We start from the raw sequence: 25,358 nt of genomic DNA, 5'->3' as shown, positions 1-25,358 counted from the left end.
AGTATGGTCGATCGCGATCGAGAGTGGAACAAATATATGGCAGAGCAGACCAACGCAAGCGGAGAATACACTCTAGAACTATCGATACTCATGCCTTGTCTGAACGAAGCAGAAACTTTAGAAATCTGCATCGACAAGGCACAGAAGTCCCTGCGCGAACTTGATATTGCAGGCGAGGTCATCATAGCAGACAACGGCAGCACTGACGGTTCTCAAGATATCGCTACCAGAATGGGAGCGAGAGTCGTGCCCGTAGCAGCCAAAGGCTACGGCAGCGCCCTGATGGGAGGCATCATCGCAGCGCGCGGAGTTTATATTATCATGGGCGATGCTGACGACAGCTACAATTTTTCAAACCTCGGCGCTTTTGTCAACAAATTGCGAGAAGGTTTCGACTTAGTAATGGGAAACCGGTTTCAAGGGGGCATCAAACCGGGTGCAATGCCGCCGCTGCACAAATATTTAGGAAATCCGGTGCTGACATGGGTTGGGCGGCTATTCTTTGCAAGTCCCGTCGGCGATTTTCACTGCGGACTCAGGGGTTTTAGGAGAGACTCAATTTTGAAACTCGACTTGCAAACAACGGGGATGGAATTTGCTAGCGAAATGGTAGTCAAAGCATCTCTGTACACCTTGCGGATAACTGAAGTCCCAACCGTACTTTCTCCCGACGGCCGCAGCCGCCCGCCGCACTTGCGAACTTGGCGAGATGGCTGGCGACACCTCCGATTTCTGCTGCTTTACAGTCCTCGGTGGCTGTTTTTGTATCCGGGTACTGCGCTGATGATTTGGGGTCTAATTGTTAGCATTTGGCTGTTGCCCGGTACTCAAAAAATCGGGGGTATCAGCTTTGATGTACACACGCTGCTGTATGGTGCGATCGCAATTATCATCGGTTTTCAAGCAGTAACTTTCGCTTTTTTCACCAAAATTTTCGCCATCAGCGAGAAATTCCTGCCCGAAGACCCCAAACTCAACAAAATATTTCGCTATGTCACCCTAGAGACAGGATTGATTGTCGGAGTCACGCTGATTTTACTCGGAATAGTTGGCTCGTTCTTGTCATTAACTATCTGGAGCGAAACGGCTTTTGGTACTCTCGATCCTTCTAAAACTCTGCGTTTGGTTATTCCCTCGCTCACTTGCCTGACTGTTGGTTTGCAGATGGTTTTGTCGAGCTTTTTTCTCAGCGTGCTGAGCTTGAAGCGTAGGTGATAACATTAAAGTTCCTGCCAACCTTCCTCACAACTAAATTTCCACGCAGGGGAAGTTCAGGGCGATCGCACTGCAGGGAAAATCAGGGCCGCAGGAGCAAAATTTCAGATTATCTGGTATAATAAAACAGCCAGCTCTAATAATTTTCAATAGCTATGAACTATGAAAACTCAAGAACTTCGCCAGAATCTTAAGCAATCCATAGATCGCTTATCTCCTGAACGGCTGATCGTTGTGGCTGATTTCTTAGCTTATTTAGCAGAACGTGAAAGCAATGAAGCTACGGTGGAATTATTGAAAATTCCCGGTTTTCTTGAAGTATTTAATAAAGCCCAAAAAGATGTAGCTGCAGGTAAGGTGACTTCTGTTGAGCAACTCAAACGAAAATACTGATGAAAGTCTAAAGTTTTATTCAGTCGTTCTTAGCTTTGATGCTCAGGAGTTTTTTGAAGAAGCATCAGCTTCTTTACAACGCAAGCTAGATAGATGTTTTGAGATGTTGAAAACAGACCCTCGCAGTCATCCAAATATTAAGCAACTCAAAGGCGAATTAGCTGGATACTATCGCTATCGCGTTGGAGATTATCGGGTAGTTTATGACATTGATGATGAGCAAAAGCGTGTGGTTGTGACTGTTATTGCTCATCGTCGTGAAGTGTATTAGGGCGCACTTTGGGAAGATAAGGGAGATCGCACATTTATTTATTCACTGCTTTTTACATGATGTTCAACATAAGAGCGCAGCACAGCGTTCATTAGAGATTGATAGCCTTTTCCTTGGCTTTTAAACCAATCTAATACATCGCTATCAACTCTTAAAGAAATAGCTTGTTTTGTCAGTGGTGTTACGAGTTTTGCTTTTTCCCAAAAATTCGCATCTAATTCAGGAATATCAGAGGTATCGATCGCAGATTCTGGAATATTCTCTAATTCTTCAAGTCGTTTGCGCGAGATAGTCATATTCAAACTGCATGAGGCTGTATATAGAAAACGTATCTACTTATAATAGAGCACAAAGGCGCTCGCCCTTCGAGAATACTGCCCAAAGTTCGATCGGGGGAAAGCTCTGGGGCGATCGCACTTTAGGAAGATAAGGGCGATCGTACTTCCCTCGATCCTAAATTGCTATAATGACAATCAGCCAAAAAATATTAATGCAGAGTCTATGTCTACTTACAGCACGGTACTGAGTCAGGTTCTAAGACTTGCACCAGATGAGCAACTGCGACTCATCTCTGAATTATTAGTATATGTTCGTCAGCGGGTTCAGGCTAAACCTAGGCGGAGCATTTTAGAATTAGAAGGGTTGGGTGAGGAAATGTGGAATAGAATTGATGCTCAAGAGTATGTGAATCAGGAACGAGATTCATGGAATGGATAGCTCAGTTAGAGATACAACCGTACTAAAGTTGCTATTATTTATTGATAATCCCACAGACGAGGAGATTAAGATGCAAGTCAAAGACATGACAGTTGACCAATTGCGGGACTTAATTCGGCATACCGTGGAACAGTGTTTAGAAGAATATTTGGGCGATCCTGATGCAGGTTTAGAAGTTAAGGAAGAAGTCAAGCAGAAATTGTTAGAGTCAATGAAGCGCAAACAATCAGGAGAAAGCTGTCTTGAACCTGGGGAAGTTTATCAAAAACTTGGCATGAAATCGTAATGACCTATTCGGTTGAGTTGACATCAGAAGCAAAAGAACTAAAATTGAAGTTATCCTAAAAAGCAGAGGAAAGAAAAAAAAATATGAGTACAGAGCGCTGGGATGATGATAGGCTAGACCGCTTGGCTAGCATTGTAGATAGTAACGCCCGCGTCATTCAAGCTTTGGCTAATGTGGCAGCAGAGGCAAGGGAAGAACGGCTGCAAATTTTACAAATGATTGCTCAACAGCAGGCTAGTATTGACCGACAACAGGCTGAAATTGTGGGTTTAAGAACCGAGACTGTGCGGATGCTTGATATCCTGCTAAATCAGCGGAATCAGGGAGATAATCCAACGGCTTAAGTAAATAAGAAAGTACGGGCGATCGCACTTTGGGAAAATAAGGGCGCTCGTACTTTGGGAAGATAAGGGCGATCGCACTTTGGGAAAATAAGGGCGAACGCTTTTCCCCGAATCCCGAATTGAGATAGAATAAATAACAAGCAAAAAAATTAACGAACTTTAGTGTAAGTTAAGATAGCCTATGTTGAGTATTGAACAGATAGAAAATGCGATTCTCCAACTTCCGCCCAACAAGATTGGAGAGTTGTTAGAGTGGTTTATGAATTTGGATTACCAACGATGGGATCTTCAGTTAGAGAAAGATATTGCTGAGGGTAAACTGGATGCTTTAGCAGCAGAGGCGAACGCAGATTGTGAGAGTGGTAATTATCGAGCGATTTAATGCACTATACGAAGGAGAAAATTTTGGGAGTGTTACAATGCTTTGCCATCAAATGTACAAGCTACAGCAGATCAGTGTTATGAGTTGCTGAAGGCAGATCCGTCTCATCCTTCTCTGCATTTTAAGAAGGTTGGTAATTATTGGTCTGTAAGGGCCGGACAAGCTTATCGGGCGTTGGGTATTGAAATTAAAACAGGTATTTTGTGGTTTTGGATTGGTACTCACGCAGAGTACGATCGGCTGATAGGAAAATAAGGGCGATCGTACTTTGGGAAAATTAAGGGCGATCGCGCTTTGGGAAGATAAGGGCGATCGTACTTGGGAAAAATCAGGGCGAGTAGCTGACTGGTGAAAAAAGACAAGTTGCGATCGCCTACCTGATGACTTAAAATAGAAGAGACATATAGCTCTGTGGTCAAAATGGACAGAATCTCCGTCAACCCTCAAATTCACTTCGGTAAGCCTTGCATAATGGGTACGCGCATTACTGTACAGAGCGTTCTCGAATTACTAAATGAAGGGCTTTCTTTTGGAGAAATTATCCGAGACTACTATCCCGATCTGGAAATGGATGATATTCGGGCGTGCTTGCGTTATGCGATCGCACTGGTGGCGGCTGAAGATGTGCATTTGGCATTAGCTTAAATTATGAAATTTCTGATTGATCAAGATGTGTATGCTGTCACCACAAAGTTTTTGATTGATGCAGGACATGATGTAATTGTTGTCGCTCAAATGGGTCTAGCGCAAGCAAGTGATGAAGAAATACTGAGAGTAGCGCAAGCAGAAAATCGCATCCTGGTTACGCGAGACAGAGATTACGGAAATCTTGTTTTTGTGAGGGCGATCGGAACAGGTGTGATTTACCTTCGAGTCTTACCTAAAATGCTGAATGAAGTTCATAATGAACTAGCAGGAGTTATAGAAAATTACTCGGAAGTAGAACTAAAAGGGGCATTTGTGGTTGTAGAACCTGATGGATATCGGTTTAGAAAACCGCTTATATAGGGTATTAATTAGTTTGGTGTGGGAAAGCAAAGGGCGATCGCACTTTGGGGAAATAAGGGCGATCGCACTTCCCTCGATCCTAAATTGCTATAATGACAATCAGCCCAAAAATCTCCACATAAAGCCTATGTCTACTTATAGCGAGGTACTGAGTCAGGCTCAAAATCTTACTCCTGACGAGCAACAGCAGCTTTTAGAAGTATTGTCAGCTTTGATGCGCGATCGGGTAACAACCCAAACTCAGGGTAGCAGTCAAAGATTGCCCAGGAAAAATCTCAAGAGATGGCGAGGTTTTTTGCCGTATCGTGTGGATGCTTTGGAATTCCAGTTGCAACTTAGAGAAGTGTCTTGGTAACTCGCAATGCTGAGGATTTTAAGCGCGTTGATGGGTTAAGAATGTTGAATCCATTTGATTAAGTTGGGCGATGTGTTGACTGAGCCTAGGTATCTTTTTTTCTACTTACGACAGGTCATAAGTCGATGAAACACGCCTACCATAGTACGGTAATGAAATGGATGACGATGCCAAAATATGGAGGGCAAATGACCCTCTGGTGCTGACTCTTGATAAATTAGACGAGAATCGTCCCATCCTATTATGTTATAGAATTTATACATGGCATCGAAATTAGCTAATAATTCAAGTTCGTCCTCGCTACTTTCAATTTTTTCTCGCCTGTTAAATTCTTTTTTCTCATTGTAAAGACGAAGATAAATATCACTCCAAATCATAAATTGAACACTAAAACCAAAACGTCCTTCGCTGTATTTGACCCACAGCCTGTCTATAGTACATATATCTGTGCAAGGAATTCTTGGTATTTTCCTGTTTTGAGGATCGGGATCCATTAGGTCAAGGTCTATAGAGGAAATTTTTTCAAAAAGAGATTTAGTTTCCTTATTTGCGGATTCAAAATCTTTAACTGCTAGACACTTCCGCAGGTTTCGATAATCTATCCCTACTGCTGAACTCAGATCGTCATTCAGTTGACTTTCATCAATAGTCGGGTATCTTATTTCATTACGATTAGGAAGGCTAGGAGTTTGATTTTCCTTTTTATTAACTAAGACAAAGTAAGCAATAGTGGCAATCACAATTACCATTAGAATTAATGTCATCATTATCAATTATTATCGACAAATCTTTTATGTATAACGGAGAGCTTAAGAAACGATCGTCCCCTGCACCCTATTCCATCCTTTCCACTAGCGCGTGAGGGTCACTCAGTCAAACTTTTATGGGGGTGAATCGGTATCAATGGCAGTTTCTTCTTTGCAATCCTGGCATTGATATACAACTCTTTCTGTGTATTTATTGATTACTCTTGAGCGCACGTAACTCATCTTGGTGCTTCCGCAGTGCCCACATACAGGCCCACCAACCTCATTTCTTTGACCCATTTTTTGTTACCTTACTCACTTAAACGTCACTATAGTAAAAGGATGACTCCGATAATGTCGAGACTTACCCGGGACACTCCGATCGCAAATGCCCAAAATATCCACAATAACGGATGTAGCCCGATCGCCCTCAGTGCAACCAACCTCTACTCCAAAAATCATACAACGACCCCATTGCGGCCTCGCCCACCCACTCACTTTAAAAAATGTTATATTTTGTTATCTAAAAAGTTATAAAAAATAAGTTATAATTACTAAAAATTACCCCAGACGCGATCTATGGAGCTTAAGGAAGTCTTAAGATTTGCCGATGAAAAAGTTTTTTCTAAAACAGGGAAGCACTTAGACGACCTGCAAGAAGCTATTTTAAAAGAAACGCTCCAAGGTCGAAAATATGCAACAAAAATAGCGCAAGACCGTAATTGTAGTGAAGGTTATGTTAGGGTTGCTGCTTCTGAATTATGGAAGATATTATCAGATGTCTTCGGCGAAGACGTTACTAAAGTAAATGTTAGAGCGATACTGGAAAGGGCAAAGTTTTATAATTCTCCATCAGCTATTTTGAGCAATCATGTCACGTTTAATAACGTCAATGTTTGTCAAGAAAGGGCGAGAAGTCCAACAGAACCTCAAAACCCCCAACAAACTTCTAAACAACTCCACATAGACTTAGGCGACTCACCGGAAATATTCACCTTTTTCGATCGCACTTCTGAACTCTCCACCCTCGAAAACTGGATAACACACGATCGCACACGCCTCATCGCACTCCTCGGAATCAGCGGCATCGGCAAAACAACCCTCTCCCTAAGCCTGATCGATCGCATCAAAACCCAATTCGATTACGTCATCTATCGCAGCCTCGGCTTTTCCCCAACCCTCGATGCAACCCTCACCAACCTGCTGCAAATCTTTTCCCAACAATCAGAAATTCCCCAAAACATCGAAACCAAGATTGGCCAAATCCTCGATTACCTGCGAAAAAACCGATGTCTGATTGTCCTCGATGACGTACAGATGCTTTTGGGCAGCGGGCAACTAGCGGGACAATATAAAACTGGATATGAAGATTATCAGTTATTTTTTAAACTAATTGCCGAAGTTTGTCATCAAAGTTGTTTGATATTGAATAGTTGGGAAAAACCCAGAGAAATTGCCAGATTATCAAAAGATCATCATCCCGTTCGATGTTTTGTATTGGGAAGTTTGGGAGAAGCAGCTAAAGAAATTTTGAACTCACAAAAGTTATCCGATGAGGAAACATGGGAAACTTTGATTGACATTTATCAAGGCAATTCTCTGTGGTTGGAGTTCACTGCAACGCTGATTCAAGAGTTGTTTGGGGGGAGAGTTTCTGAGTTTTTGCAGTGCGAGATGCCGATTTTAGATGAAGGGTTGCAATCTCAGTTATCTCAACCTTTTGGGCGTTTGACACAGCCAGAATTGGCAGTGATGGTTCACCTGGCTAATCAACCTGAACCCGTTGCTGTGTCGCAAATTTTCAACAAAATACCATTTTCGCCGTCAGAAATAGTCAATGCAGTGCGATCTCTTGGAAATCGGTTTTTATTGGATACGCAGGAACAGGAACAGATAACTTTGTTTAGTTTGAATTCAGTGGTGAAACAGTATGTAAAAACTCAGTCTTCTTAGTCCGCGCAGGCGGACTTTGTTCGTGTAGTTGCGGTTTCAACCGCCGTCTTTATTCGATCGAATAAATTCGATCGTATTTCATAAAGCGGGTAACAAACCCGGATTTAATTTAAGTGCGATCGCACCCATTCCCGAAACTCTCTAATTCTCGCATTCTCTCCCTTTTCTGAGTCGAGGCGCATAAACTGTGCGAGTTCTTTGACAGGAAACGAGGCAAATGCCAAACTGGTTTCCGATTCGACATAACCCCTATCATTTAAAATGTTAATTATTAGTTTCCCCTTCTTCCAAATCCAAACCTCCGGCACTTTAAGTTCCGCATAAACCGCCATTTTATGGATAGATGAGCTAGTCAAATCAATTTCCACAGCTAAGTCTGGCGGGGGGTCATTTTTGAGATCGATAGTTAACTTTCCCCGCATTAAAGCTTCATTTTGGATATAAAAACATTCATCAGCTTCGTTGCCAGCTTTTTTCGGTTCCGAACGCCAAGTAGATGATTTTAATCCGATAATTTCAATCCCAATTTCCTCAGACAGCGCTACAATTAGCCGACCGAGAGTCCAGCTATACCTCTCATGTTCTGGTAAAGGTACCATGAGTTCTAAAGTTCCCTGATAGTAAGTCATGCGCGGCGTTGAACGTTCGGCAAATATTTCTAACAAGTGTTCGTAGGTTTCCCAACTGATATCATGTAAAATCAGGTGAGAACCTGCAAGCTCTTCTTTACTGTACGCCAGGGTTTGAACCATTGCAAATACTCCACGAGAACTTTAACTCTATTTTACTCTATTGAACATTGGACAGGTGCGATTCCCTGCGGGATAGCTTCGCACGCGCGTACTTTACCAAATCGACTCAAGATTCAAAATAAATCCGGGGAGAACATCTTCACCTGATACAGCGGCTGGAGATTCTAGCACTTCAACTTCTTGATCCTGACGATAAATCTCTACTTGTCGCGATTTGCGATTAATTAACAAACCCAAACGTGCACCATTATCGCGATACTCTTTCATCTTATCCTGAGTTTCTTTCAAACTATCGCTGGGAGACATTAACTCGACCACAAAATCAGGACAAATGGGGGGAAATTTCTTTTGTTGTTCGGAAGTTAGTGCATTCCAGCGTTCTAATTTTACCCAAGAAGCGTCAGGAGAGCGATCGGCCCCATTGGGAAGTTTGAAGCCTGTTGAGGAATCAAAAGCAATACCGCTGTCATCGTTATCCGCCCAGTTAAATAATTGCTGGGTTAATCTTCCATTCCGGTTTCCAGTTTCTCCTCCTGCTGGTGACATGATAATTAATTCTCCTTTCGCTGTGCGTTCCAATCTAATATTTTCATTCTCCTGACAGAGTTCAAAAAACTGATCGTCTGTCAGCTTAATAATTGGGTTGAGGTTGAGGGTGAGGGTAGTCATAGCGGTATTTTATCGTGGCTAAACGACCTTTATTAAGGATTGTAGCATATTGAGTGAGTTGTGAGGGCGATCGCTTCCTACTCATCAAAACCCTCCCAAAAATATAAGGACACAGCATTGCTGTGTCCCTACAGATTAAAGGCGATCGTCCGAAATTCGGAGGTTTATTCTACCCCCTCAATCCGGTCTTCCACCTCCTGATAAAGTTCACGCAGACGATCGAGATTACTCTCCGAAGTTTCCCAATAACCCCGGCCATTCACCTCAAGCAAAGTGCTGACAATCTTGCGGAACGAATGAGGATTTAAGTTAAGCAAACGCTTCTGCATCTCCTCATCTTGAATAAACGTAGTGTTGACATCCTCATACACCCAATTATCCACAGCGCCCGCCGTCGCACTCCATCCAGTCGTATTCACCAGACGCTTAGAAATCTCGCGCACGCCTTCATAACCGTGGGACAACATCCCCTCGTACCACTTCGGATTCAGCAGCTTGGTGCGCGAATCTAAACGCACGGTTTCTGATAGCGTCCGCACCTGCGCGTTGGCTGTGGTTGTATCAGCAACAAAGGATGTCGGTTGCTTCCCATCTGCGCGCAAACTGCCGATCAATTTAGTCGGGTCGGAGTCGAAATAGTGCGACACGTCGGTTAGGGAAATCTCGGCAGAATCCAAGTTTTGGAATGTCACTTCCGCAGTTTTCAAGGATGATTCAAAAATCTGCCGGTCTTGTTCCATTGTTCCGGGATTGTCGGAAGAAAAGGCGAAGGATTTGCGAGTTAAGTACATTTCCTGCAACTCGGCTTCGCTTTCCCAAGTGCTGTTTTCCACCGCCAAGTTGATGTTAGATGAATAGGAACCTGAGGCATTGGAAAATACCCGGGTTGCTGCTTGTCGCAGGTTGATTCCCATTTCTTCCGCTTGCTTCAGGGCGTGTTTGCGGACGAAGTTCATCTCTAACGGTTCGTCGGCTTCCGCTGCCATTTTCACGGCTTTATCTAACAAATTCATTTGGTTGATGAACAAGTCGCGGAAGACGCCGGAACAGTTAATTACTACGTCGATCCGAGGGCGTCCCAACTCTTCTAAAGAAAGCAATTCGAGTTTGTTTACTCGGCCCAATGCGTCGGGAACTGGCTTCACTCCCACCATCCACATTACTTGGGCGAGGGATTCGCCGTATGTCTTGATGTTGTCGGTTCCCCACAACACAACGGCGATCGTTTCTGGGTAATTTCCGCCGTTATCAACGCGCTGTCTTTCTAACAGCCGATCGACTACAAGCTTAGCAGACTTAACCGCCCCCGTTGTAGGGATTGACTGCGGGTCCAAAGCGTGCATATTCTTGCCAGTCGGCAAAACATCCGGGTTGCGAATCGGATCGCCACCGGGGCCGGGCAGAACATACTCGCCTTCTAACGCGCGCAACAAAGCGCCTAATTCGTTGTCAGCACAAACTTGCTGCAAGCAGAATTCCAGATACTCAAACAGCGGTTTAATCGGTTCAGGATCGATTTTTTTGTAACCGGCGGCGTGCAAAGCTTCCAGCCAAGGTGTTTTCTTGCCCATGTTGAAGAAATTCAACTTAGAAACAAGGGAAACTCTACCCTCAGCATCGGTTTGTTCCTTCACCAAAGCGCCAACGGCATCCCGACAGGCCAAGGTGATGTTTTGCAGCAATTCGACATCACTTAAAATGCCTTTGTCGCTGTTGGTGTAAATTTCGCCGATATCGCGTCCGAGACTGTTAGCAATAATCCGTGGCAAGCTGATCAGCCCGTCTTCTTCGCGGTCTAAATTGGCGATATTCACCAAAGTTGCGATCGCCTCTTCAGCAGTCGGCGGCTTACCGATAACGTGCAAACCGCAAGGTAACAACCGCGACTCAATCTCCATCAACTTGCGGTAAACCAAGCCAACTAAATTGTCCCGTTCCTCCGAAGTCATTCCCGCAGCAACCCCTCTTTCTTGTTCGGGAGGTAGGGCGATATCTTTGTCCAAATTCACCAGACGGCATTTTTCGACGATCGCATCCACAATCGGCACACCACGCCCAGTCTCTTTCAAAGTTTGATAAGAAGCAATTAACTCGCTGAGTTCCTGCAAACCTTTGTACAAACCAGCATTTTCAGCCGGAGGAGTCAGATAGCTGATTGTTTCAGCATAACTGCGACGCTTAGCAATTGTTGCCTCGCTGGGATTGTTGGCGGCGTAATAATAGAGGTTAGGAATTTTGCCGATCAAACTGTCAGGATAACATTCCCCAGACATTCCCATCTGCTTACCGGGCATGAATTCTAGCGAACCGTGAGTGCCAAAGTGCAGCACCGCATCCGCACCCCAAATGCGCTCCAAATATGTATAGTAAGCAGCAAAACCGTGGTGCGGGCTGGCAGAACGAGAGAATAACAACCGCATCGGATCGCCTTCGTATCCAAAAGTAGGTTGCACTCCGATAAACACATTGCCGAAATGTTTGCCGAAAATCAGCAAATTTTGTCCGTCGCTGTTCAAATGTCCCGGAGGCGGGCCCCAATTTTCTTGCAAGCGTTCCGAGTAAGGAGTGAACTCTTCGTATTCAGCTACCGACATCCGGTAAGCAACATTTAATTCGGGACTTTGGTATTGGGCTGTTGCGTCGTGGATGACTTCTTGCATCAGTTTTTCGGCGGAATCCGGCAATTCTGGCAAGTCGTAACCGTTGCCTTTTAAGGCTTTCAATACTTGGTAAATCGAGCCAAAAACGTCCAGATACGCGGCAGTTCCGACGTTGCCTTTGTCCGGCGGGAAACTGAAAACTGTGATCGCAACTTTTTTATCTAATTTTGGTTTGCGGCGCAGCATTGCCCATTTCATGGCGCGCTGGGAAATTGCTTCGATCCGGTCTTGTAGGGCGATCGCCTTGCCAGTTGCGCCATCTCTTCCCGACAATATAATCGGTTCGATCGCGCCATCCAACTCGGGAATCGCAATTTGCAAAGCAACTTGAATCGGGTGCAAGCCTAAATCGCTATTTTCCCACTCTTCCGTCGTTTGGAAAACCAGCGGCAAAGCCACCATGTAAGGGCAGTTTAGCTTTTTCAAAGTCTCGATCGCCTTCGGGTGATCTTGTTTCGCCGGGCCGCCCACCAGGGCAAAACCAGTCAGAGAAACCACCGCATCAACGATCGGCAGTGGCGCAACACCTTTGGTTCCAACTTCCAAGAAAAAAGTTTCCACTGGTTTCGAGAAGTCCAAACCGCCGGCAAAAATCGGCACCACCCGCGCCCCCATTGCCTCCAATTCCTGCACCATTGCTACATAGTGCGCGTCATCTCCGGTGACTAAGTGAGTCCGCTGCAACACCAAGCCGATGCAAGGTGCGAGGGGGTCTTTGAGGTCTGCGGAAATATCTTTGCGGGCGTTGTACCAGGTGAGGTATCCTTTTACATCCTCAAACATCGACGATGCCAAAGGATGCCAAATTCCCATATCCGGGTAGACAACGGGCTCTTGGAAAGTTAGCTGTTCTTGGCCTTTGAATACATATTTATGTGACAGCATCAGCAGGAAGTTTTCCAAGTTTTCTTGGGAACCTCCCAGCCAATACTGGAAACTCAGCATGAAGTTGCGCGCATCTTGGGCTTTGTCGATGGGCAAATATTTCAGCACTTTCGGCAAAGTTTGCAGCAGTTTCAGCATTCCGTCTTGGAAGGAACTCCCGGATTTTTCCTTCCGTTTTTTCATGAATTCGCCGATCGCACTTTTGCTTTGTCCCAACTGTGCCATCGAGAAACTGCCCATTTTATTGAGTCGCATCACCCCTGGCATCGACGGGAAGACGACGGCGACATCCAAGCTGTCGCGCAGCGGTTCAACTGCCGCTACCACTTTTTCGGCCAAATCTTCAATGAAAATTAGAGAAGCAATAAATACATTGGCATCCGCCACATCCCGCTTGAAGGCTTCGTAATTTTCCGGGCTGCGGAGTTCCTCGATCAGGTAGCCGCTGATTTCTATTGCCAAATTCGGATTTTTCTTGTTTATCGATCGAACCGCTGCCGACAGGGCGCTTTGATACTGCGGTTCCAGTACGACATAGACCACCTTCATTAGCGATCGCCCCTGCAAGTTTTCCGGCACGACATGGCGAATGGTGGGCTTGACGTGAGTGAACATCCGGTTAGGCTCCTTTAAGATGCTGTTTTCTGGAATCGGGAATTTTTTTATCCCATAAGCATTTTTACCAGAAAACGCTTGCCATTAGGCGATTTGAGCCTGCACATGACACAATTCGACAAATTTAGGTCAACTTTTCGTTACATTTTTTTATAAATTCCTTGAGCAAATACTCCATTTTTTCTTTACAAAAATTTACTTGACATAAAGTTAATTGTATGTAATGAAGTAATAATGGGGAGAAAAATAATTAAAAATTAACCAAGGATTGAGAAAGAAATCCTGAAAAAAGTTCCAAGTTTTGTAGAAGTGATCGAACTTGCGATCGCTCAATTAACTGAGGAAAAAAAGGCATAATTGCTGAAAGCAGAATGTAGCCTTGGGATAATTGCTGAGTCACAAAGATTGACATTTTACCAGGAATTTAAAACCCTTTCATAACGTCTGTTTTGTGTAAATTCCTGATCGGCGATCGAGTTCATGGAGAACTAATTGCTATAGAATCTCAAACTCATCAAAACTTTAGGGGGAAACATGGCTAACTACGCAATTTTCGACGAACAATTCTACCTCGCCTCATATCCTTGGATCAAACCAGCCATTGATGCCGGAGTCATCAAATCCGGGAGAGAACACTTTGAAAAATTCGGGCGAGAAGGCGGTCTAACTAAAGTATCGCGTTATTTTGACGAAAATGCTTACCTTGCTGGGAATCCCGACCTCGCACCCTTTGTCCGCACTATCAATCCAAACGCACCTTTTGCGACAGGCCTCGATCACTTTATCCAGTTCGGTTACGATGAAGGACAGCGCCGCAGCGCAGTATCGCCTGAGTACAGCGAAGATTTTTATTTAGCAAATAACTCAGAGTTGCGATCGTTTGTCGGCCCCAATGCACCTTTCAAATCGGGATACCAGCATTTCATTCAATTCGGCTCAAAAGAAGGTCGTTTTGGAACTTCATTTTTTGAACCGGAATACTTAAAAGAAAACCCCGACATTGTGCCGTTTATAAACTCTGGAGCCCTGAGAACTGGTCGGGATCACTACTTCAATTTCGGGAAAAACGAGCCAAGCCGCAACGCAACTTTTGTTGGTAGCCGCAGCACCGATATTCTCACTGGTGTTGGTGTGGGGAATACCGAACTGATTGGAGTGGAAGTAGGTATCGATCCCAGGGGCAACCGGCAGTATGAAAGCTTTGGCACCAATGAATTCGATGTCCTGATTGGCAGTCCGGGAGCTGATAGATTCGTACTGGGAGTTCCTGCTACAGCCGGGAATGTCACCCCGACACCGCTGTATTTGGGTAACGGTCAAGCTACGATTCGTAACTTCAACATAGAAAGCGATTTTATCCAACTGCAAGGAAATTCTTTAAACGACGGCTACAGCCTGACTCCGGTTGGCAACAATTTGGCAATCCAGCGTTTTGGAGATGTGCTCGGCGTGATTGAAGGAGCAGCAACCTTGGGTTTAACTTTCCAAGAATCTAACGGTAACGGTACTTTCTTGATTGGATAGTCATTGGTCATTGGTCATTAGTCATTGGTCATTAGTCATTGGTCATTAGTCATTAGCTAATGCTGATGATTAATGATTTTTTAGTGGTTGTAGGCTAATGTGCTATAAAAAAGTACGATCCTCTTCGAGGGCTTCGCTAACGCACTTTACATTCTTTAAACTGCAAACTATGAATTACGATATCTTCGACGAACAATACTACCTTTCGCAATATCCGTGGCTGAAACCAGCCATTGATGCAGGCATCATCCAATCGGGAAGAGAACACTTTGAAAAATACGGTCAAGCCAGCGGCCTCACAAAAATATCGCGGTGCTTTGACGAAGATACATATCTAGCTCAAAATCAAGATATTGCACCCTTTGTTCGCACCGCCAACAACCAAAACCAACCTTTTGCTTCAGGTTTAGACCACTTTATCCAGTTTGGTTACGAAGAAGGTCGCACGCGAGTATCGCCTGACTACGACGAAGTTTTTTATTTAAAGCGCCACCCGGAAATAACTCCCTTCGTGCAGAACGGAATTTTTAAATCCGGCTTTCAACACTTTATCCAATTCGGAAAAACAGAAGGTAGGTACGGGACAAGTTTCTTTGAACCACGTTACTTGGGAGATAACCCAGATGTGGCGGCAGTTGTGGAGGCTGGAAGTTTAAAAACGGGTCGAGAACACTATCTAAATTTTGGGCAATTTGAGTCAAATCGATACGGATTTTTTACAGGAACCAACGGTAATGATATCGTCACGGGATTTACAGCGGGAAAAAATCAAATTATCGGACTGCAAGTAGCTTTCGCCGGCCCTAATCCACCTTTTGGGATTAATAAGAATAAGTATGACGCTTTGAAATTGGATGACATCACGAGAGAGCCTTTCCTGACTACCACTGAATTCGATACATTGATTGGCACTTCTGGCATTGATTACTTCGTACTCGGAGATGCTGTTCCCAACAACCGACGTAGTTTTATCAGCCGGGTAGATTTCTATACGGGCAGTGGGGAGGCCAGGATTGTCAATTTTGAAAAAGGAAAAGATTTTATTCAGTTGGTGGAAAGCTTTAATGAACTGAGTATATTTCCATCAGGGGCGGACTTATTAATTCAAAAATCTGGAGATACACTTGCCAGAATTCAGGGCGGATCAAATCTAACTCTGCAAACGATTGAGATGATAAATCCGTTTAGTCCTCCAGTCGGTCTCACTTTCCTCGGCTAGAAAACATAGAGTTTAAGTGAGATTTGACACTTGGAAAAAATCACCCGATCGGGTAATTGTCTCAGTTTCGGATGATTGATAAAGTCATAAACAGCTCATTAAAGTCGCCGCCACAAAAAATAGCTAGTTACGCAATTTTTGACGAAAAATACTACCTCGATCAATATCCTTGGGTCAAACCAGCCATTGATCCAGGAGTCATCAAATCGGGACTAGAACACTTTCAAAATTTTGGTGAAGCAGGCGGCTTAACCAAAGTATCGCGATATTTTGACGAAGCTACTTACCTCGCTGGCAACCCAGATATCGCTGCTTTAGTCCGCACCCCCAACAACCCAAATGCACCTTTTGCGACCGGACTAGACAACTTTATCCAATATGGTTACGAAGAAGGTCGCACGCGCGTATCGCCTGAGTATGACGAAGCGTTTTATGTAGCAAATAACCAACACTTGCAGCCGTTTATTCAGAATGGAACTTTTAAAAACGGCTACCAGCATTTCATTGAATTCGGTCTCAAAGACGGTCAGTTTGGAACTTCATTTTTTGAAACAGAATACTTAAACAAATACTCCGATGTTCTGCCGCTTGTCGAATCTGGAGCCTTGAAAACCGGTCGCGAACACTACTTCAAGTTCGGAACTTCCGATCCAAGCCGCTCTGCGACTTTTATCGGAACTTCCGGGAATGACATGATTGCCGGTGCTGGGGTGGGAAATACCGAATTAATGGGAGTTGAAGTAGGTTTAGGTACAGGTGGTGCCTTTTCCATCCCAGGTCGAAATTATGAAAGTGACTGCAGTAATGAATTCGATACTCTCACTGGCGGTAGCGGCCACGATAAATTCGTACTCGGAGACCTTATGCAAGGTACTGGTGGTAAGGGATACAGTTCCCCAACAAGGCTCTATATCGGGCCGGGTTTTGCTACAATTCGGAACTTTACCGAAGGTCAGGATAGCATTCAGCTAGCATCAGATATTTTTGTTGAGGGAAGTCCCTTAGATCAATTCTTGGTATTTCCCATCAACAACAATCGAGATTTAGCTATCCAGACGAACGGCTTGTCAGTATTAAGTCCCAATGGAGATTACGAAATTAGTAGATTTGACACGATCGCTGTTATTGAACGCGGCGGAAATCTTAAGTTGAATCTATTACCAGAATCTAGAGGTTCTCTATCTCTACTTGGCTAGAAATCTCGAAGCTATTCGGGATTTGCCTGATTGCTGCTGGGAAGTACGATAATTAATTGTACCCTCCAGAAACCGGATTTATCGAATCAACCCGGTTTCTAAGTTTTTAATGCCGATCGCGCGCTAGCTTCAAAACCTCAACCGCATCTTTGTGACCCTCCGAAGACGCCCAAATTAACGCAGTCCAAGTATTATTATCATACGCTTTGATATCAGCTCCTTTATCGATTAAAACTTCCACAACTTGAGTGCGCCCGCTGCCTGCAGCACTCATCAAAGCCGTCAAACCAAAATTAGTTTTAGCATTCACATCCGCTCCCGCCTCCAGCAAAAGCTGTACAATCTCCGTATGTCCGGCAGCAGCGGCACTCATTAACGCCGTCCACCCGTCATTATCTTGACTGTTGGGCCCGGCACCTGCAGCCAGCAATTTTTTGACGATCGCCGAATTGCCAGCCTCAGCCGCAGCCGTCAAAGCAGTCCCGCCTTCCTCATCTTTAGCATTGATATCTGCACACTGTTCGATCGCACTTTCTACAGCCGCAACATCACCCGTCTTGACGGCATCAATTAAATCTGTCATAAATTCTCCCTTGTATCCTCTCAAATATTAAATCCTATGGCAGTCGATATTTTAATCCTCTCCAACGGCCCCGGAGAATTGGCAACTTGGGTGCGTCCCGCCGTGCAAGCTTTGCGCGAGCAATTGGCAAACGCGGGCACTCAAGCGCGAATCTCTGTGGTGCTGTCCCCCTGTCCGCACGCCACCGGGAAAGAAGCGCAAATCGCTTGTTCCTACCCAGAAGTTGACAGAGTGCAAGCACCGGAGCATTTTTTTCCATTCTTATTGTCGGGCAAAACGGCTGAAAATTGGGATTGGTATGAAACAGGAGTTGTTTTGTTTTTAGGCGGCGATCAATTTTTTACAGTTGTTATTGGCAAAAGACTCAAATATCGCACTGTTATTTATGCTGAATGGGACGCGCGGTGGTATCGCTGGATTGATAAATTTGCGGCGATGAAACCACAAGTTTTTGCTAAAATTCCCCAAAAATATGCTAAGAAATTTACAGTTGTCGGAGATTTGATCGCGGAAGTAGGGAACGGGAAATCGGGCAGGGCGGGCACGGGGGCACCGCCCCTACGGAAAATAGAATTAATTGGATTGTTGCCCGGTTCTAAAGCGGCTAAATTAGCTTTAGGTGTACCGTTATGTTTGTCGATCGCCCAATCTATCCATCGCCTCCGCCCTGAAACTCGCTTTGTAATTCCCGTTGCTCCTACCTTAGATGTGCAAACTCTAGCACGTTTTGCCGACCCCAAACAAAATCCTTGCCTGCATTTATTTGAGAACGCCAGCGCCGAACTTCATTTAACAGAACCGCCGTTTTTGGAGACAGCAAATAAGCTGCAAGTAGAACTTTGGACGCAGACACCCGCCTACGATTTGCTATCAGAATGCAGCTTATGTTTAACTACTGTGGGAGCGAATACTGCGGAATTGGGTTCCTTAGCTGTACCGATGATTGTTTTGATTCCGACGCAGCAATTGGATGCGATGAAAGCTTGGGACGGATTGCCGGGTTTGCTGGCAAATTTGCCGTTAGTCGGTTCAGTTTTTGCTACGGTGATTAATTGGCTAATCTGGCAATTGGGAAAGGGAAAGCTTTATGCTTGGCCGAATATTTGGGCACGGGAGGAGATTGTGCCGGAGTTGATTGGGAAGCTGGAACCGGAAGTAATTGCTCAATTGGCGATCGACTATTTGAGCCATCCTGATAAATTAGCACAGATGGGCGATCGTTTGCGTGCGGTGCGGGGAGAATCGGGGGCGGCGAAAAAAATTGCTGAATTGGTTTGTGAAGAAATTGAGGTGCAATAATCAATAAAACCTCGTAGGGGCGGGTTCACCAACAATCTCTGACTGTAATTCATAATCTAAATAAACCCGCCCCCGCCCAACAGTAAATATCAATCTGCATTATTCCCGTATTTTATAAATAAAATAGGAAATAATTTGATTTGTATCGTAGGGGCGGGTTCACCACAAATCTCTGACGGTAATTCACGATCTAAATAAACCCGCCCCCCCAACTCAATCTGCATTATTCCAGTATTTTATAAATAAAGGTTGATACAGGCTATTAGTTGGGTGGGGGCGGGTTTTTGAGATTGTCGGTTTTTGGCAATTATTGCAGGTTTACCCGCCCCTACAGGAGATTAACCTCGATCGTGCTTAGCAATTATCCAAATGGCGTGGATCGTACCCGGAAACAAGAAAAAACAGCTTAGAACCAGGTTGATCCAAAAATCTCTGCCAAGGCCGACCGTCATAAATACGCCCAGAGGGGGAACAAAAATTGCAGCGACTATGCGAATTAAATTGCCCATCTCAGTTACTCCAAACGAGTTTTCTCTTTCAATTTAACTTCACTGACCAACCGAACCTTTCCCGAAAAACTTAGGCGGTGCTGCCATAGTGTAAACTTCGGTTTCAGCGGCGATTACCTGTCGTAAGTGACCGGGAAGCTGCATCAACCCCAACAGTGTAATTCCGTCGAACATCCGCAACCCGCCTGTTGTTTTCTCGGCGAGTAATTTGTCAGTAGCTTCGGGATCTGGTCGCGTATTTATTTCTTGATTAGAAGCTATCGCAAAACCCCAAGGAGCTCCATAAGTAGAAATAAAGCTGGTGCAGGATTGAACATTGGAGAAAACAGATTTCAGGGTATTTACAATGCGAGCGTGCATTTTCATTTCTGCCGGAGAAACGGGGCCCGCTTGCACTACGAAATATCCGTTAGGTGACATTACGCTGCGAACTTTCTCAAAATACTCCTTGGTAAACAACTGGAAAGATGGGCCTTCTTCAATGGGATCGGACAAGTCAGAAATGACAATATCCCAATCATTGTCAGTTTTATCTAAATAGTCCAAAGCATCGCCGATTACTACTTCGCAGCGGGGGTCGTCAAAGGCATTTTGGTGCATTTCGGGCAGGTGTTCGCGGCAAGCTTCTACTACTTCGCTGTCAATGTCGATCATCACGACTTTTTCAACTGTTTTCCACCGCAGCACTTCTCTAATTGTAGCTCCTTCTCCGCCGCCGAGAACGAGGACTTTTTTGGGTGAACCGTGACACATCATGGCTGGGTGCACCAGGGGTTCGTGGTACAGAAACTCGTCGCCTGTACAAGATTGCCACTTACCGTCCAAAACTAAGCCTTTCCCGTAGATACCGGTTTGAACTACGTACATTTCTTGATAGGCAGTTTTTTTGTAAGCGAGCACGGCGATGACGCCGTGAACGTAAATATCCCAAGGGGTAATGTACTCGCTCATCCAAAAGTCTGCACGAACTTCGCTACCTGACATCAATTACTCTCCAAATATAAACTGCTGTGTCGATGTTGTCACAAGTAGTAGTTATTAGCACAAAATGGTGCGGGTGTGTGAGTACGATCGACACACTAAACTGAGATTTCTCAGCAATGGTATAGTGTGATTGCGTTCTGGGATAGAGCAAGTGCCTTGGTAGTTGAGATTGCTTGTGGGATCTCGCGCGCCCAGTCGAGATCACTTTTCCCGTCGCCCCCACTCCATCGCACTCACATTTAATATTTTCGCTTTGCATTGCCGGCGGGTTTTATACAAAAGTTGTCTGAATCGGGCAATTTTTCGCGCTGGGCCCGCCTTTATAAGTTTGCGATCGGCCTGCTTATTTATCAACAATCGGATGAAAACCACGCAAATGCGAGAGCCGAGAATAAAAGTAGCGATCGGTTTTAACCAGATTTGTTATTAATATGTTGACATTTTGAATGTATATTAGATAAGATTTTTAGATCGAGCCAATTAAAGGAAGTGTGGAATTTTTAGGACAAAATTGGCTAGGCGATGTGTGCCGCGATTCTAACTAGGTAAAGGGTGCAACTAAATTTCCTAATAAAACTGTTATGACACTATTTTTAGGTTCAAAATAATAGCCGATGGAACCAACAGACTGGGACAACCGAATCAAAGAGCTAGAAAAAGAAAATCGAATCCTGCGGGAAAAACTTGAAACTTCGGAAACCGAACGCAGCCAATTACAAGTCATTAATCACCAAAAAGAATCTTTGCTAAAAACACTCAGTGAGGAATTTAAAGATTCCGAAAATATTTTAAAAGCAAGAATCTCTACGCTAGAAAAAGCTCTCTTAAACCAGCAAACAACACAGATCAAATTGATCGAAGCCGAAAAAATGTCGGCTTTGGGCATTTTGGTAGCTGGTATTGCCCACGAAATCAACAATCCCGTCAACTTCATTTACGGCAATATTACCTATGTCAATGACTACGCTGGCGACCTTTTAAAATTGCTAGCAATGTACCAGGATAGGTATCCCGAAACAGATCCAGAGATTGAAGATTTTTTGGAAAAAATTGACATCGACTTTTTGCGCGAAGATTTGTTGAAAACTCTTTCCTCAATGAAAGTTGGCTCCGAGCGCATCCGCGAAATAGTCCTGACTTTACGCAACTTTGCGAGGGTAGATGAAGGTGAAAAGAAACCCGTTAACATTCACGAAGGAATTGACAGCACCTTGTTAATTTTGCAGCACTTAACTAAAGAAAAACCAGGTCATTCTGCTATTAATTTTATTAAAAACTATGGAGATTTGCCCAAGGTAGAGTGTTATGCGGGACAATTAAATCAGGTATTTATGAACATCATTAATAATGCTGTTGATGCCCTGCGGGAGCGAGAGCAAAAGTCTTCACTGGAGGAGATAGAAGCAAACCCTATCCAGATGACAATTACTACTTCTATTATTTCCGAAAATTGGGTCAGAATTAGCATCAAAGATAACGGTGTGGGAATGAATGAATCTGTAAAAGCGAAAATTTTCGATCCGTTTTTCACCACAAAACAAGTTGGTCACGGGACGGGTTTGGGATTGTCAATTAGCTATCAGATTGTTGTGGACAAACACGGCGGGAGGTTGGAGTGCATATCCGCAATTGGAGAAGGGACTGAATTCGCGATCGAGATTCCGATCGCCAATTCCCGCAGCTAAGATCGATCGATCGAGCTAAACTGAGGGATATTGACACTCAAGCGGGCTGAAGCCACTGAGATTCTGCTAACAGAATAGCTTTAGTTATTACTAAAGTCTGATTCTCGCTACGACCGCCAAACGCCGTCTACTTAGTCGCCCAAATCAAGTTTAGGTTTCTAGCTACTTTTGTCGTTTTGCTTTCCGAACCCATCGCCCTTGCCAAAATGCGGTACGCTCAACAACCTGCTATTACTTGCCCTTTACTGTCATACTGTCATCAAGTTTGCACTTGACCGTTGTTTCCAGGGGCGGGAATTTCTCCGCACTAGGATGTCTCTACACGTAGATGGTTGTTCTTACTCACTTCTGGATTATAATACAATATTTCAACAGAAATAGCAACAAAGACACGGGGACTTCCATCCCCGCGTCGCTTCCCACGAGCGGGCTAAAGCCGCGCTCGTTTCCCGCTTCCCGTATTGTTTCTATGAAAACTCCCTTTGACCGCAGATCCTCCTAGTTTGATGTGCAACCTTATGTCTACTGTCACTTTTGGTTTGTCAACCCCTATAGCGGCAGAAGCCGGGGCATCCTACGGCAGCAGCGAACCGCCACAGCGCCCCACCGTGCAAGCAGAGTGGATCGAGGTATTGGTGGACTCTCCTTTCAGGGTTGCGGGGGACTCCCCTGGGGAGGAAAATAAGTTATTTACCTATCGTTTACCTGCGGAACTTACCGTGCAACCAGGGGATATTTTGAGTGTACCCTTTGGCAGTCAACAGGTAGGGGCGATCGCGATTCGGTTCATTTCTCAACTGCCGCCCGACTTAGATCCGGCGCGGGTTAAAGATGTCGAAGATGTTGTCAGTGCGGGTTTTTTCCCGCCTAATTACTGGGAATTGCTCGATCGCACTGCCACCTATTATTGCACACCATTAATTCAAGTAATTAGAGCCTCACTGCCGCCCGGTTTGTTAAGCCGTTCCGTGCGCCGAATTCGCTTAATTAAGGACGCAATTTCTCCGAATGCCGAAACATTTCTCAATCCCGCAGCCAGTCAAATTTTGCAATTGCTGCAAGCTCAAAAAAACGGCGATTACACTTGGCAATACCTCCAGCGACAAGTCAAGGGAAGTTATCGGGGATTGAAAGATTTATTGAAACGCGGTTGGGTAGAAAGTTATTTAGAACCTCCCAATCCTCCCAAACCACAACTCAAACCGGCAGTGACATTAATTGCTAGTGCATTTGTCACAGATTTAACCAAGCGGCAACAAGAAGTATTGGAAGTTTTGCGGCGTGGCGGCGGTGAAATGTGGATGAATGATTTGTTGAGAATTTGCAGCGCGAGTTCTTCTGTTGTCAAAAATTTGGAGCAAAAAGGTAGTGTTGTTATCGATCAAAGGGAAGTGCTCAGGGGCGATCGCGGAATTTCTCAATTGCCCGATGCACCGAAAACTTTAACTCATTTTCAAGCTCAAGCCTTAGCGTTTATTAACTCTTTTTCGGGATTCCGTCAAGTGCTGCTGCATGGCGTTACAGGTTCCGGGAAAACCGAAGTGTATTTGCAGGCGATCGCCCCAATCTTAGCCAGTGGCAAATCCGCCCTCGTACTCGTTCCCGAAATCGGTTTGACACCGCAACTTACCGATCGATTCCGAGCCCGTTTTGGCGAACAAATTTGCGTGTACCACAGCGCCCTATCCGACGGCGAACGTTACGATACATGGCGTCAGATGCTGACTGGAACGCCGCAAATTGTCATCGGCACGCGATCGGCCATTTTTGCGCCATTACCTCACCTCGGCTTAATTATCCTCGATGAAGAACACGACAGCAGCTTCAAACAAGACCAACCAGCCCCCTGCTACCACGCCCGCACCGTTGCCAAATGGCGCGCCGAATTAGAAAATTGTCCCTTAATTTTAGGTTCCGCAACGCCTGCTTTAGAGACTTTTGTCGGGACGCGCCGAGATTATTACTCGTTACCAAATATCCATTATTTATCATTGCCCGATCGCATTTATTCCCGCCCGATGCCGCCTGTGGAAATAGTCGATATGCGCCAAGAATTGCGACAAGGAAACCGCTCAATTTTCAGCGCTTCCCTGCAAAACGCGCTGGAACAATTGCAAGCAAGACAACAGCAAGGTATCCTGTTTATTCACAGAAGAGGACACAGTACCTTTGTCTCTTGTCGGAGTTGCGGCTATGTGATGGAATGCCCGAATTGCGATGTTTCCCTGTCTTATCACCACGTCGGCGAAGGAACAGCAGAAATATTGCGGTGTCACTACTGCAACCACACGGAACGACACCCCCAAAACTGCCCGGATTGCAGTTCTCCTTACTTCAAAAACTTTGGCAGTGGCACTCAGCGAGTCGAACAGGAATTAACGAGATTGTTTCCTGAATTGCGGGCTATTCGGTTTGACAGCGATACGACTAGAAATAAGGGCGACCACCGCAGATTGTTAACGCAATTTGCTAATGGGGAAGCTGACATTTTGTTGGGTACGCAAATGCTGACGAAAGGGTTAGATTTAGCTGGAGTCACATTGGTGGGAGTTGTGTCTGCTGACGGGTTGCTAAACTTATCCGATTATCGGGCCAGCGAACGAGCTTTTCAAACATTAACTCAAGTCGCGGGACGTGCGGGCAGAGGCGACGATCCGGGGCGGGTAATTATTCAAACTTACACTCCCGAACATCGGGTTATTCAAGCAGTTAGGCGACACGAATATGCGGGTTTTGTGGAAACAGAATTAGCAGAAAGAGCGGCGCTGAATTATCCACCTTCGGGGCGGCTTGTATTGTTGCGATTGAGCAGTGCAGATGCGGCGGAAGTTGCGGTGACGGCGGTACAATTGGCGTCTGTTTGTCAGGAGTATATTGAGCGATTGTCTGTACCGGGGTGTGAATTGTTGGGGCCTGCACCTGCGGCGATTATGCGGGTGGCAAATCGCTATCGGTGGCAGATTTTGCTGAAGTTGCCTTTGGATGAGTCGGTGGATTTGTCGGATTTGATCGGATTGCGCGATCGCACGCCGCGTTCTGTTAGTTTAATTATTGATGTCGATCCGTTGAATTTTGGTTGATTGGTGGTGTAATCGTAGGGTGTGTCAG

The 25,358-nt window shown here is 45.0% G+C and carries 27 protein-coding genes; 18 read left to right on the top strand and 9 right to left on the bottom strand.

Going from position 1 to position 25,358, the window contains the following annotated elements; translation table 11 throughout:
- Positions 1-3 precede the first annotated feature (3 nt).
- The 3 genes from QUB16_RS04240 to QUB16_RS04230 all read left to right on the top strand — a co-directional run bounded on the left by QUB16_RS04240 (position 4) and on the right by QUB16_RS04230 (position 1,879).
- Positions 4-1,215, top strand: a complete 1,212-nt coding sequence (locus QUB16_RS04240; RefSeq protein WP_333314252.1) for a glycosyltransferase family 2 protein — start codon at positions 4-6, stop codon at positions 1,213-1,215.
- Between the two features lie 162 nt (positions 1,216-1,377).
- A complete protein-coding gene (locus tag QUB16_RS04235; RefSeq protein WP_333314250.1) occupies positions 1,378-1,608 on the top strand; it encodes a hypothetical protein in 231 nt (76 codons plus the stop codon).
- A complete protein-coding gene (locus tag QUB16_RS04230; RefSeq protein ID WP_242719033.1) occupies positions 1,583-1,879 on the top strand; it encodes a type II toxin-antitoxin system RelE family toxin in 297 nt (98 codons plus the stop codon). Before QUB16_RS04235 ends, QUB16_RS04230 begins: the two co-directional genes overlap by 26 nt.
- A gap of 38 nt (positions 1,880-1,917) precedes the next feature.
- Here QUB16_RS04230 and QUB16_RS04225 read toward each other — a convergent pair whose 3' ends face one another.
- The gene (locus tag QUB16_RS04225; RefSeq protein WP_333227602.1) at positions 1,918-2,175 is read right to left on the bottom strand and encodes a BrnA antitoxin family protein; all 258 of its coding nucleotides are present in this window, start codon (positions 2,173-2,175) and stop codon (positions 1,918-1,920) included.
- Between the two features lie 205 nt (positions 2,176-2,380).
- On the opposite strand from QUB16_RS04225, the gene QUB16_RS04220 reads away from it, so the two are divergent.
- The 5 genes from QUB16_RS04220 (at position 2,381) to QUB16_RS04200 (ending at position 3,863) form a co-directional block, all read left to right on the top strand.
- Entirely contained in the window at positions 2,381-2,596 is a 216-nt protein-coding gene (locus QUB16_RS04220) for a hypothetical protein (protein ID WP_333314248.1), read from the top strand.
- The gene (locus QUB16_RS04215) at positions 2,589-2,882 is read left to right on the top strand and encodes a hypothetical protein (RefSeq protein WP_333314247.1); all 294 of its coding nucleotides are present in this window, start codon (positions 2,589-2,591) and stop codon (positions 2,880-2,882) included. Before QUB16_RS04220 ends, QUB16_RS04215 begins: the two co-directional genes overlap by 8 nt.
- An 83-nt stretch (positions 2,883-2,965) precedes the next feature.
- Complete coding sequence (locus QUB16_RS04210; protein WP_333314246.1) at positions 2,966-3,226, top strand: hypothetical protein; 261 nt, start codon at positions 2,966-2,968, stop codon at positions 3,224-3,226.
- A gap of 181 nt (positions 3,227-3,407) precedes the next feature.
- Positions 3,408-3,608 (top strand): hypothetical protein, encoded by a 201-nt coding sequence (locus QUB16_RS04205; RefSeq protein WP_333314245.1) that lies wholly within the window; start codon positions 3,408-3,410, stop codon positions 3,606-3,608.
- A gap of 42 nt (positions 3,609-3,650) precedes the next feature.
- Entirely contained in the window at positions 3,651-3,863 is a 213-nt protein-coding gene (locus QUB16_RS04200; RefSeq protein WP_333243939.1) for a ParE family toxin-like protein, read from the top strand.
- On the opposite strand, the gene QUB16_RS04195 is transcribed toward QUB16_RS04200, so the two are convergent.
- Entirely contained in the window at positions 3,830-4,027 is a 198-nt protein-coding gene (locus QUB16_RS04195) for a hypothetical protein (protein ID WP_333314244.1), read from the bottom strand. The two genes, QUB16_RS04200 and QUB16_RS04195, sit on opposite strands and share 34 nt — an antisense overlap.
- A 1-nt stretch (position 4,028) precedes the next feature.
- Between QUB16_RS04195 and QUB16_RS04190 the strand changes: the two genes are divergently transcribed.
- Genes QUB16_RS04190 through QUB16_RS04180 form a run of 3 tightly spaced genes read left to right on the top strand, consistent with a single transcriptional unit; the run spans position 4,029 to position 4,971 of the window.
- Positions 4,029-4,253 carry a DUF433 domain-containing protein gene (locus tag QUB16_RS04190; RefSeq protein ID WP_333031785.1) on the top strand — a complete coding sequence of 75 codons (225 nt, stop codon included), beginning with the start codon at positions 4,029-4,031 and terminating at the stop codon, positions 4,251-4,253.
- A gap of 3 nt (positions 4,254-4,256) precedes the next feature.
- A complete protein-coding gene (locus tag QUB16_RS04185; RefSeq protein WP_333314243.1) occupies positions 4,257-4,616 on the top strand; it encodes a DUF5615 family PIN-like protein in 360 nt (119 codons plus the stop codon).
- Positions 4,585-4,971, top strand: coding sequence for a hypothetical protein (locus QUB16_RS04180; protein WP_333314241.1), 387 nt, complete (start codon positions 4,585-4,587; stop codon positions 4,969-4,971). Before QUB16_RS04185 ends, QUB16_RS04180 begins: the two co-directional genes overlap by 32 nt.
- Positions 4,972-5,072: 101 nt before the next feature.
- On the opposite strand, the gene QUB16_RS04175 is transcribed toward QUB16_RS04180, so the two are convergent.
- Positions 5,073-5,720, bottom strand: a complete 648-nt coding sequence (locus QUB16_RS04175) for a GUN4 domain-containing protein (protein ID WP_333314239.1) — start codon at positions 5,718-5,720, stop codon at positions 5,073-5,075.
- 576 nt (positions 5,721-6,296) lie between these two features.
- On the opposite strand from QUB16_RS04175, the gene QUB16_RS04170 reads away from it, so the two are divergent.
- Positions 6,297-7,670, top strand: coding sequence for an ATP-binding protein (locus QUB16_RS04170; RefSeq protein ID WP_333314237.1), 1,374 nt, complete (start codon positions 6,297-6,299; stop codon positions 7,668-7,670).
- A 104-nt stretch (positions 7,671-7,774) separates the two neighbouring features.
- On the opposite strand, the gene QUB16_RS04165 is transcribed toward QUB16_RS04170, so the two are convergent.
- The 3 genes from QUB16_RS04165 to QUB16_RS04155 form a co-directional block, all read right to left on the bottom strand.
- A complete protein-coding gene (locus QUB16_RS04165) occupies positions 7,775-8,422 on the bottom strand; it encodes a Uma2 family endonuclease (RefSeq protein ID WP_333314235.1) in 648 nt (215 codons plus the stop codon).
- 93 nt (positions 8,423-8,515) lie between these two features.
- Complete coding sequence (locus tag QUB16_RS04160; RefSeq protein WP_333314234.1) at positions 8,516-9,091, bottom strand: Uma2 family endonuclease; 576 nt, start codon at positions 9,089-9,091, stop codon at positions 8,516-8,518.
- A 164-nt stretch (positions 9,092-9,255) separates the two neighbouring features.
- Complete coding sequence (locus QUB16_RS04155; RefSeq protein WP_333314233.1) at positions 9,256-13,251, bottom strand: magnesium chelatase subunit H; 3,996 nt, start codon at positions 13,249-13,251, stop codon at positions 9,256-9,258.
- 534 nt (positions 13,252-13,785) lie between these two features.
- Here QUB16_RS04155 and QUB16_RS04150 point away from each other — a divergent pair.
- From QUB16_RS04150 to QUB16_RS04140, 3 genes are all read left to right on the top strand, one after another.
- Entirely contained in the window at positions 13,786-14,775 is a 990-nt protein-coding gene (locus QUB16_RS04150) for a calcium-binding protein (protein ID WP_333314231.1), read from the top strand.
- A gap of 169 nt (positions 14,776-14,944) precedes the next feature.
- Positions 14,945-15,994 carry a calcium-binding protein gene (locus tag QUB16_RS04145; protein WP_333314229.1) on the top strand — a complete coding sequence of 350 codons (1,050 nt, stop codon included), beginning with the start codon at positions 14,945-14,947 and terminating at the stop codon, positions 15,992-15,994.
- Positions 15,995-16,065: 71 nt separating this feature from the next.
- The gene (locus QUB16_RS04140) at positions 16,066-17,190 is read left to right on the top strand and encodes a calcium-binding protein (protein WP_333314228.1); all 1,125 of its coding nucleotides are present in this window, start codon (positions 16,066-16,068) and stop codon (positions 17,188-17,190) included.
- Positions 17,191-17,296: 106 nt separating this feature from the next.
- On the opposite strand, the gene QUB16_RS04135 is transcribed toward QUB16_RS04140, so the two are convergent.
- Positions 17,297-17,773, bottom strand: a complete 477-nt coding sequence (locus QUB16_RS04135; RefSeq protein WP_333314227.1) for an ankyrin repeat domain-containing protein — start codon at positions 17,771-17,773, stop codon at positions 17,297-17,299.
- 36 nt (positions 17,774-17,809) lie between these two features.
- On the opposite strand from QUB16_RS04135, the gene QUB16_RS04130 reads away from it, so the two are divergent.
- The gene (locus QUB16_RS04130) at positions 17,810-19,072 is read left to right on the top strand and encodes a lipid-A-disaccharide synthase (RefSeq protein WP_333314225.1); all 1,263 of its coding nucleotides are present in this window, start codon (positions 17,810-17,812) and stop codon (positions 19,070-19,072) included.
- A gap of 338 nt (positions 19,073-19,410) precedes the next feature.
- On the opposite strand, the gene QUB16_RS04125 is transcribed toward QUB16_RS04130, so the two are convergent.
- Both QUB16_RS04125 and QUB16_RS04120 read right to left on the bottom strand, forming a co-directional pair.
- A complete protein-coding gene (locus QUB16_RS04125; RefSeq protein ID WP_333314223.1) occupies positions 19,411-19,581 on the bottom strand; it encodes a YqaE/Pmp3 family membrane protein in 171 nt (56 codons plus the stop codon).
- 39 nt (positions 19,582-19,620) lie between these two features.
- On the bottom strand, positions 19,621-20,565 hold the full coding sequence (locus tag QUB16_RS04120) for a fused MFS/spermidine synthase (RefSeq protein WP_333314222.1): 945 nt from the start codon (positions 20,563-20,565) through the stop codon (positions 19,621-19,623).
- Between the two features lie 614 nt (positions 20,566-21,179).
- Between QUB16_RS04120 and QUB16_RS04115 the strand changes: the two genes are divergently transcribed.
- Both QUB16_RS04115 and priA read left to right on the top strand, forming a co-directional pair.
- A complete protein-coding gene (locus QUB16_RS04115) occupies positions 21,180-22,250 on the top strand; it encodes an ATP-binding protein (protein ID WP_333314221.1) in 1,071 nt (356 codons plus the stop codon).
- A 518-nt stretch (positions 22,251-22,768) separates the two neighbouring features.
- Positions 22,769-25,330 carry a primosomal protein N' gene (priA, locus tag QUB16_RS04110; RefSeq protein WP_333314220.1) on the top strand — a complete coding sequence of 854 codons (2,562 nt, stop codon included), beginning with the start codon at positions 22,769-22,771 and terminating at the stop codon, positions 25,328-25,330.
- Positions 25,331-25,358 lie beyond the last annotated feature (28 nt).

The organism is Microcoleus sp. D3_18a_C4, assembly GCF_036702415.1.
In the GTDB taxonomy this organism is placed as follows: Bacteria; Cyanobacteriota; Cyanobacteriia; order Cyanobacteriales; family Microcoleaceae; genus Microcoleus.
This window is presented reverse-complemented; position numbering and strand designations above follow the sequence as displayed.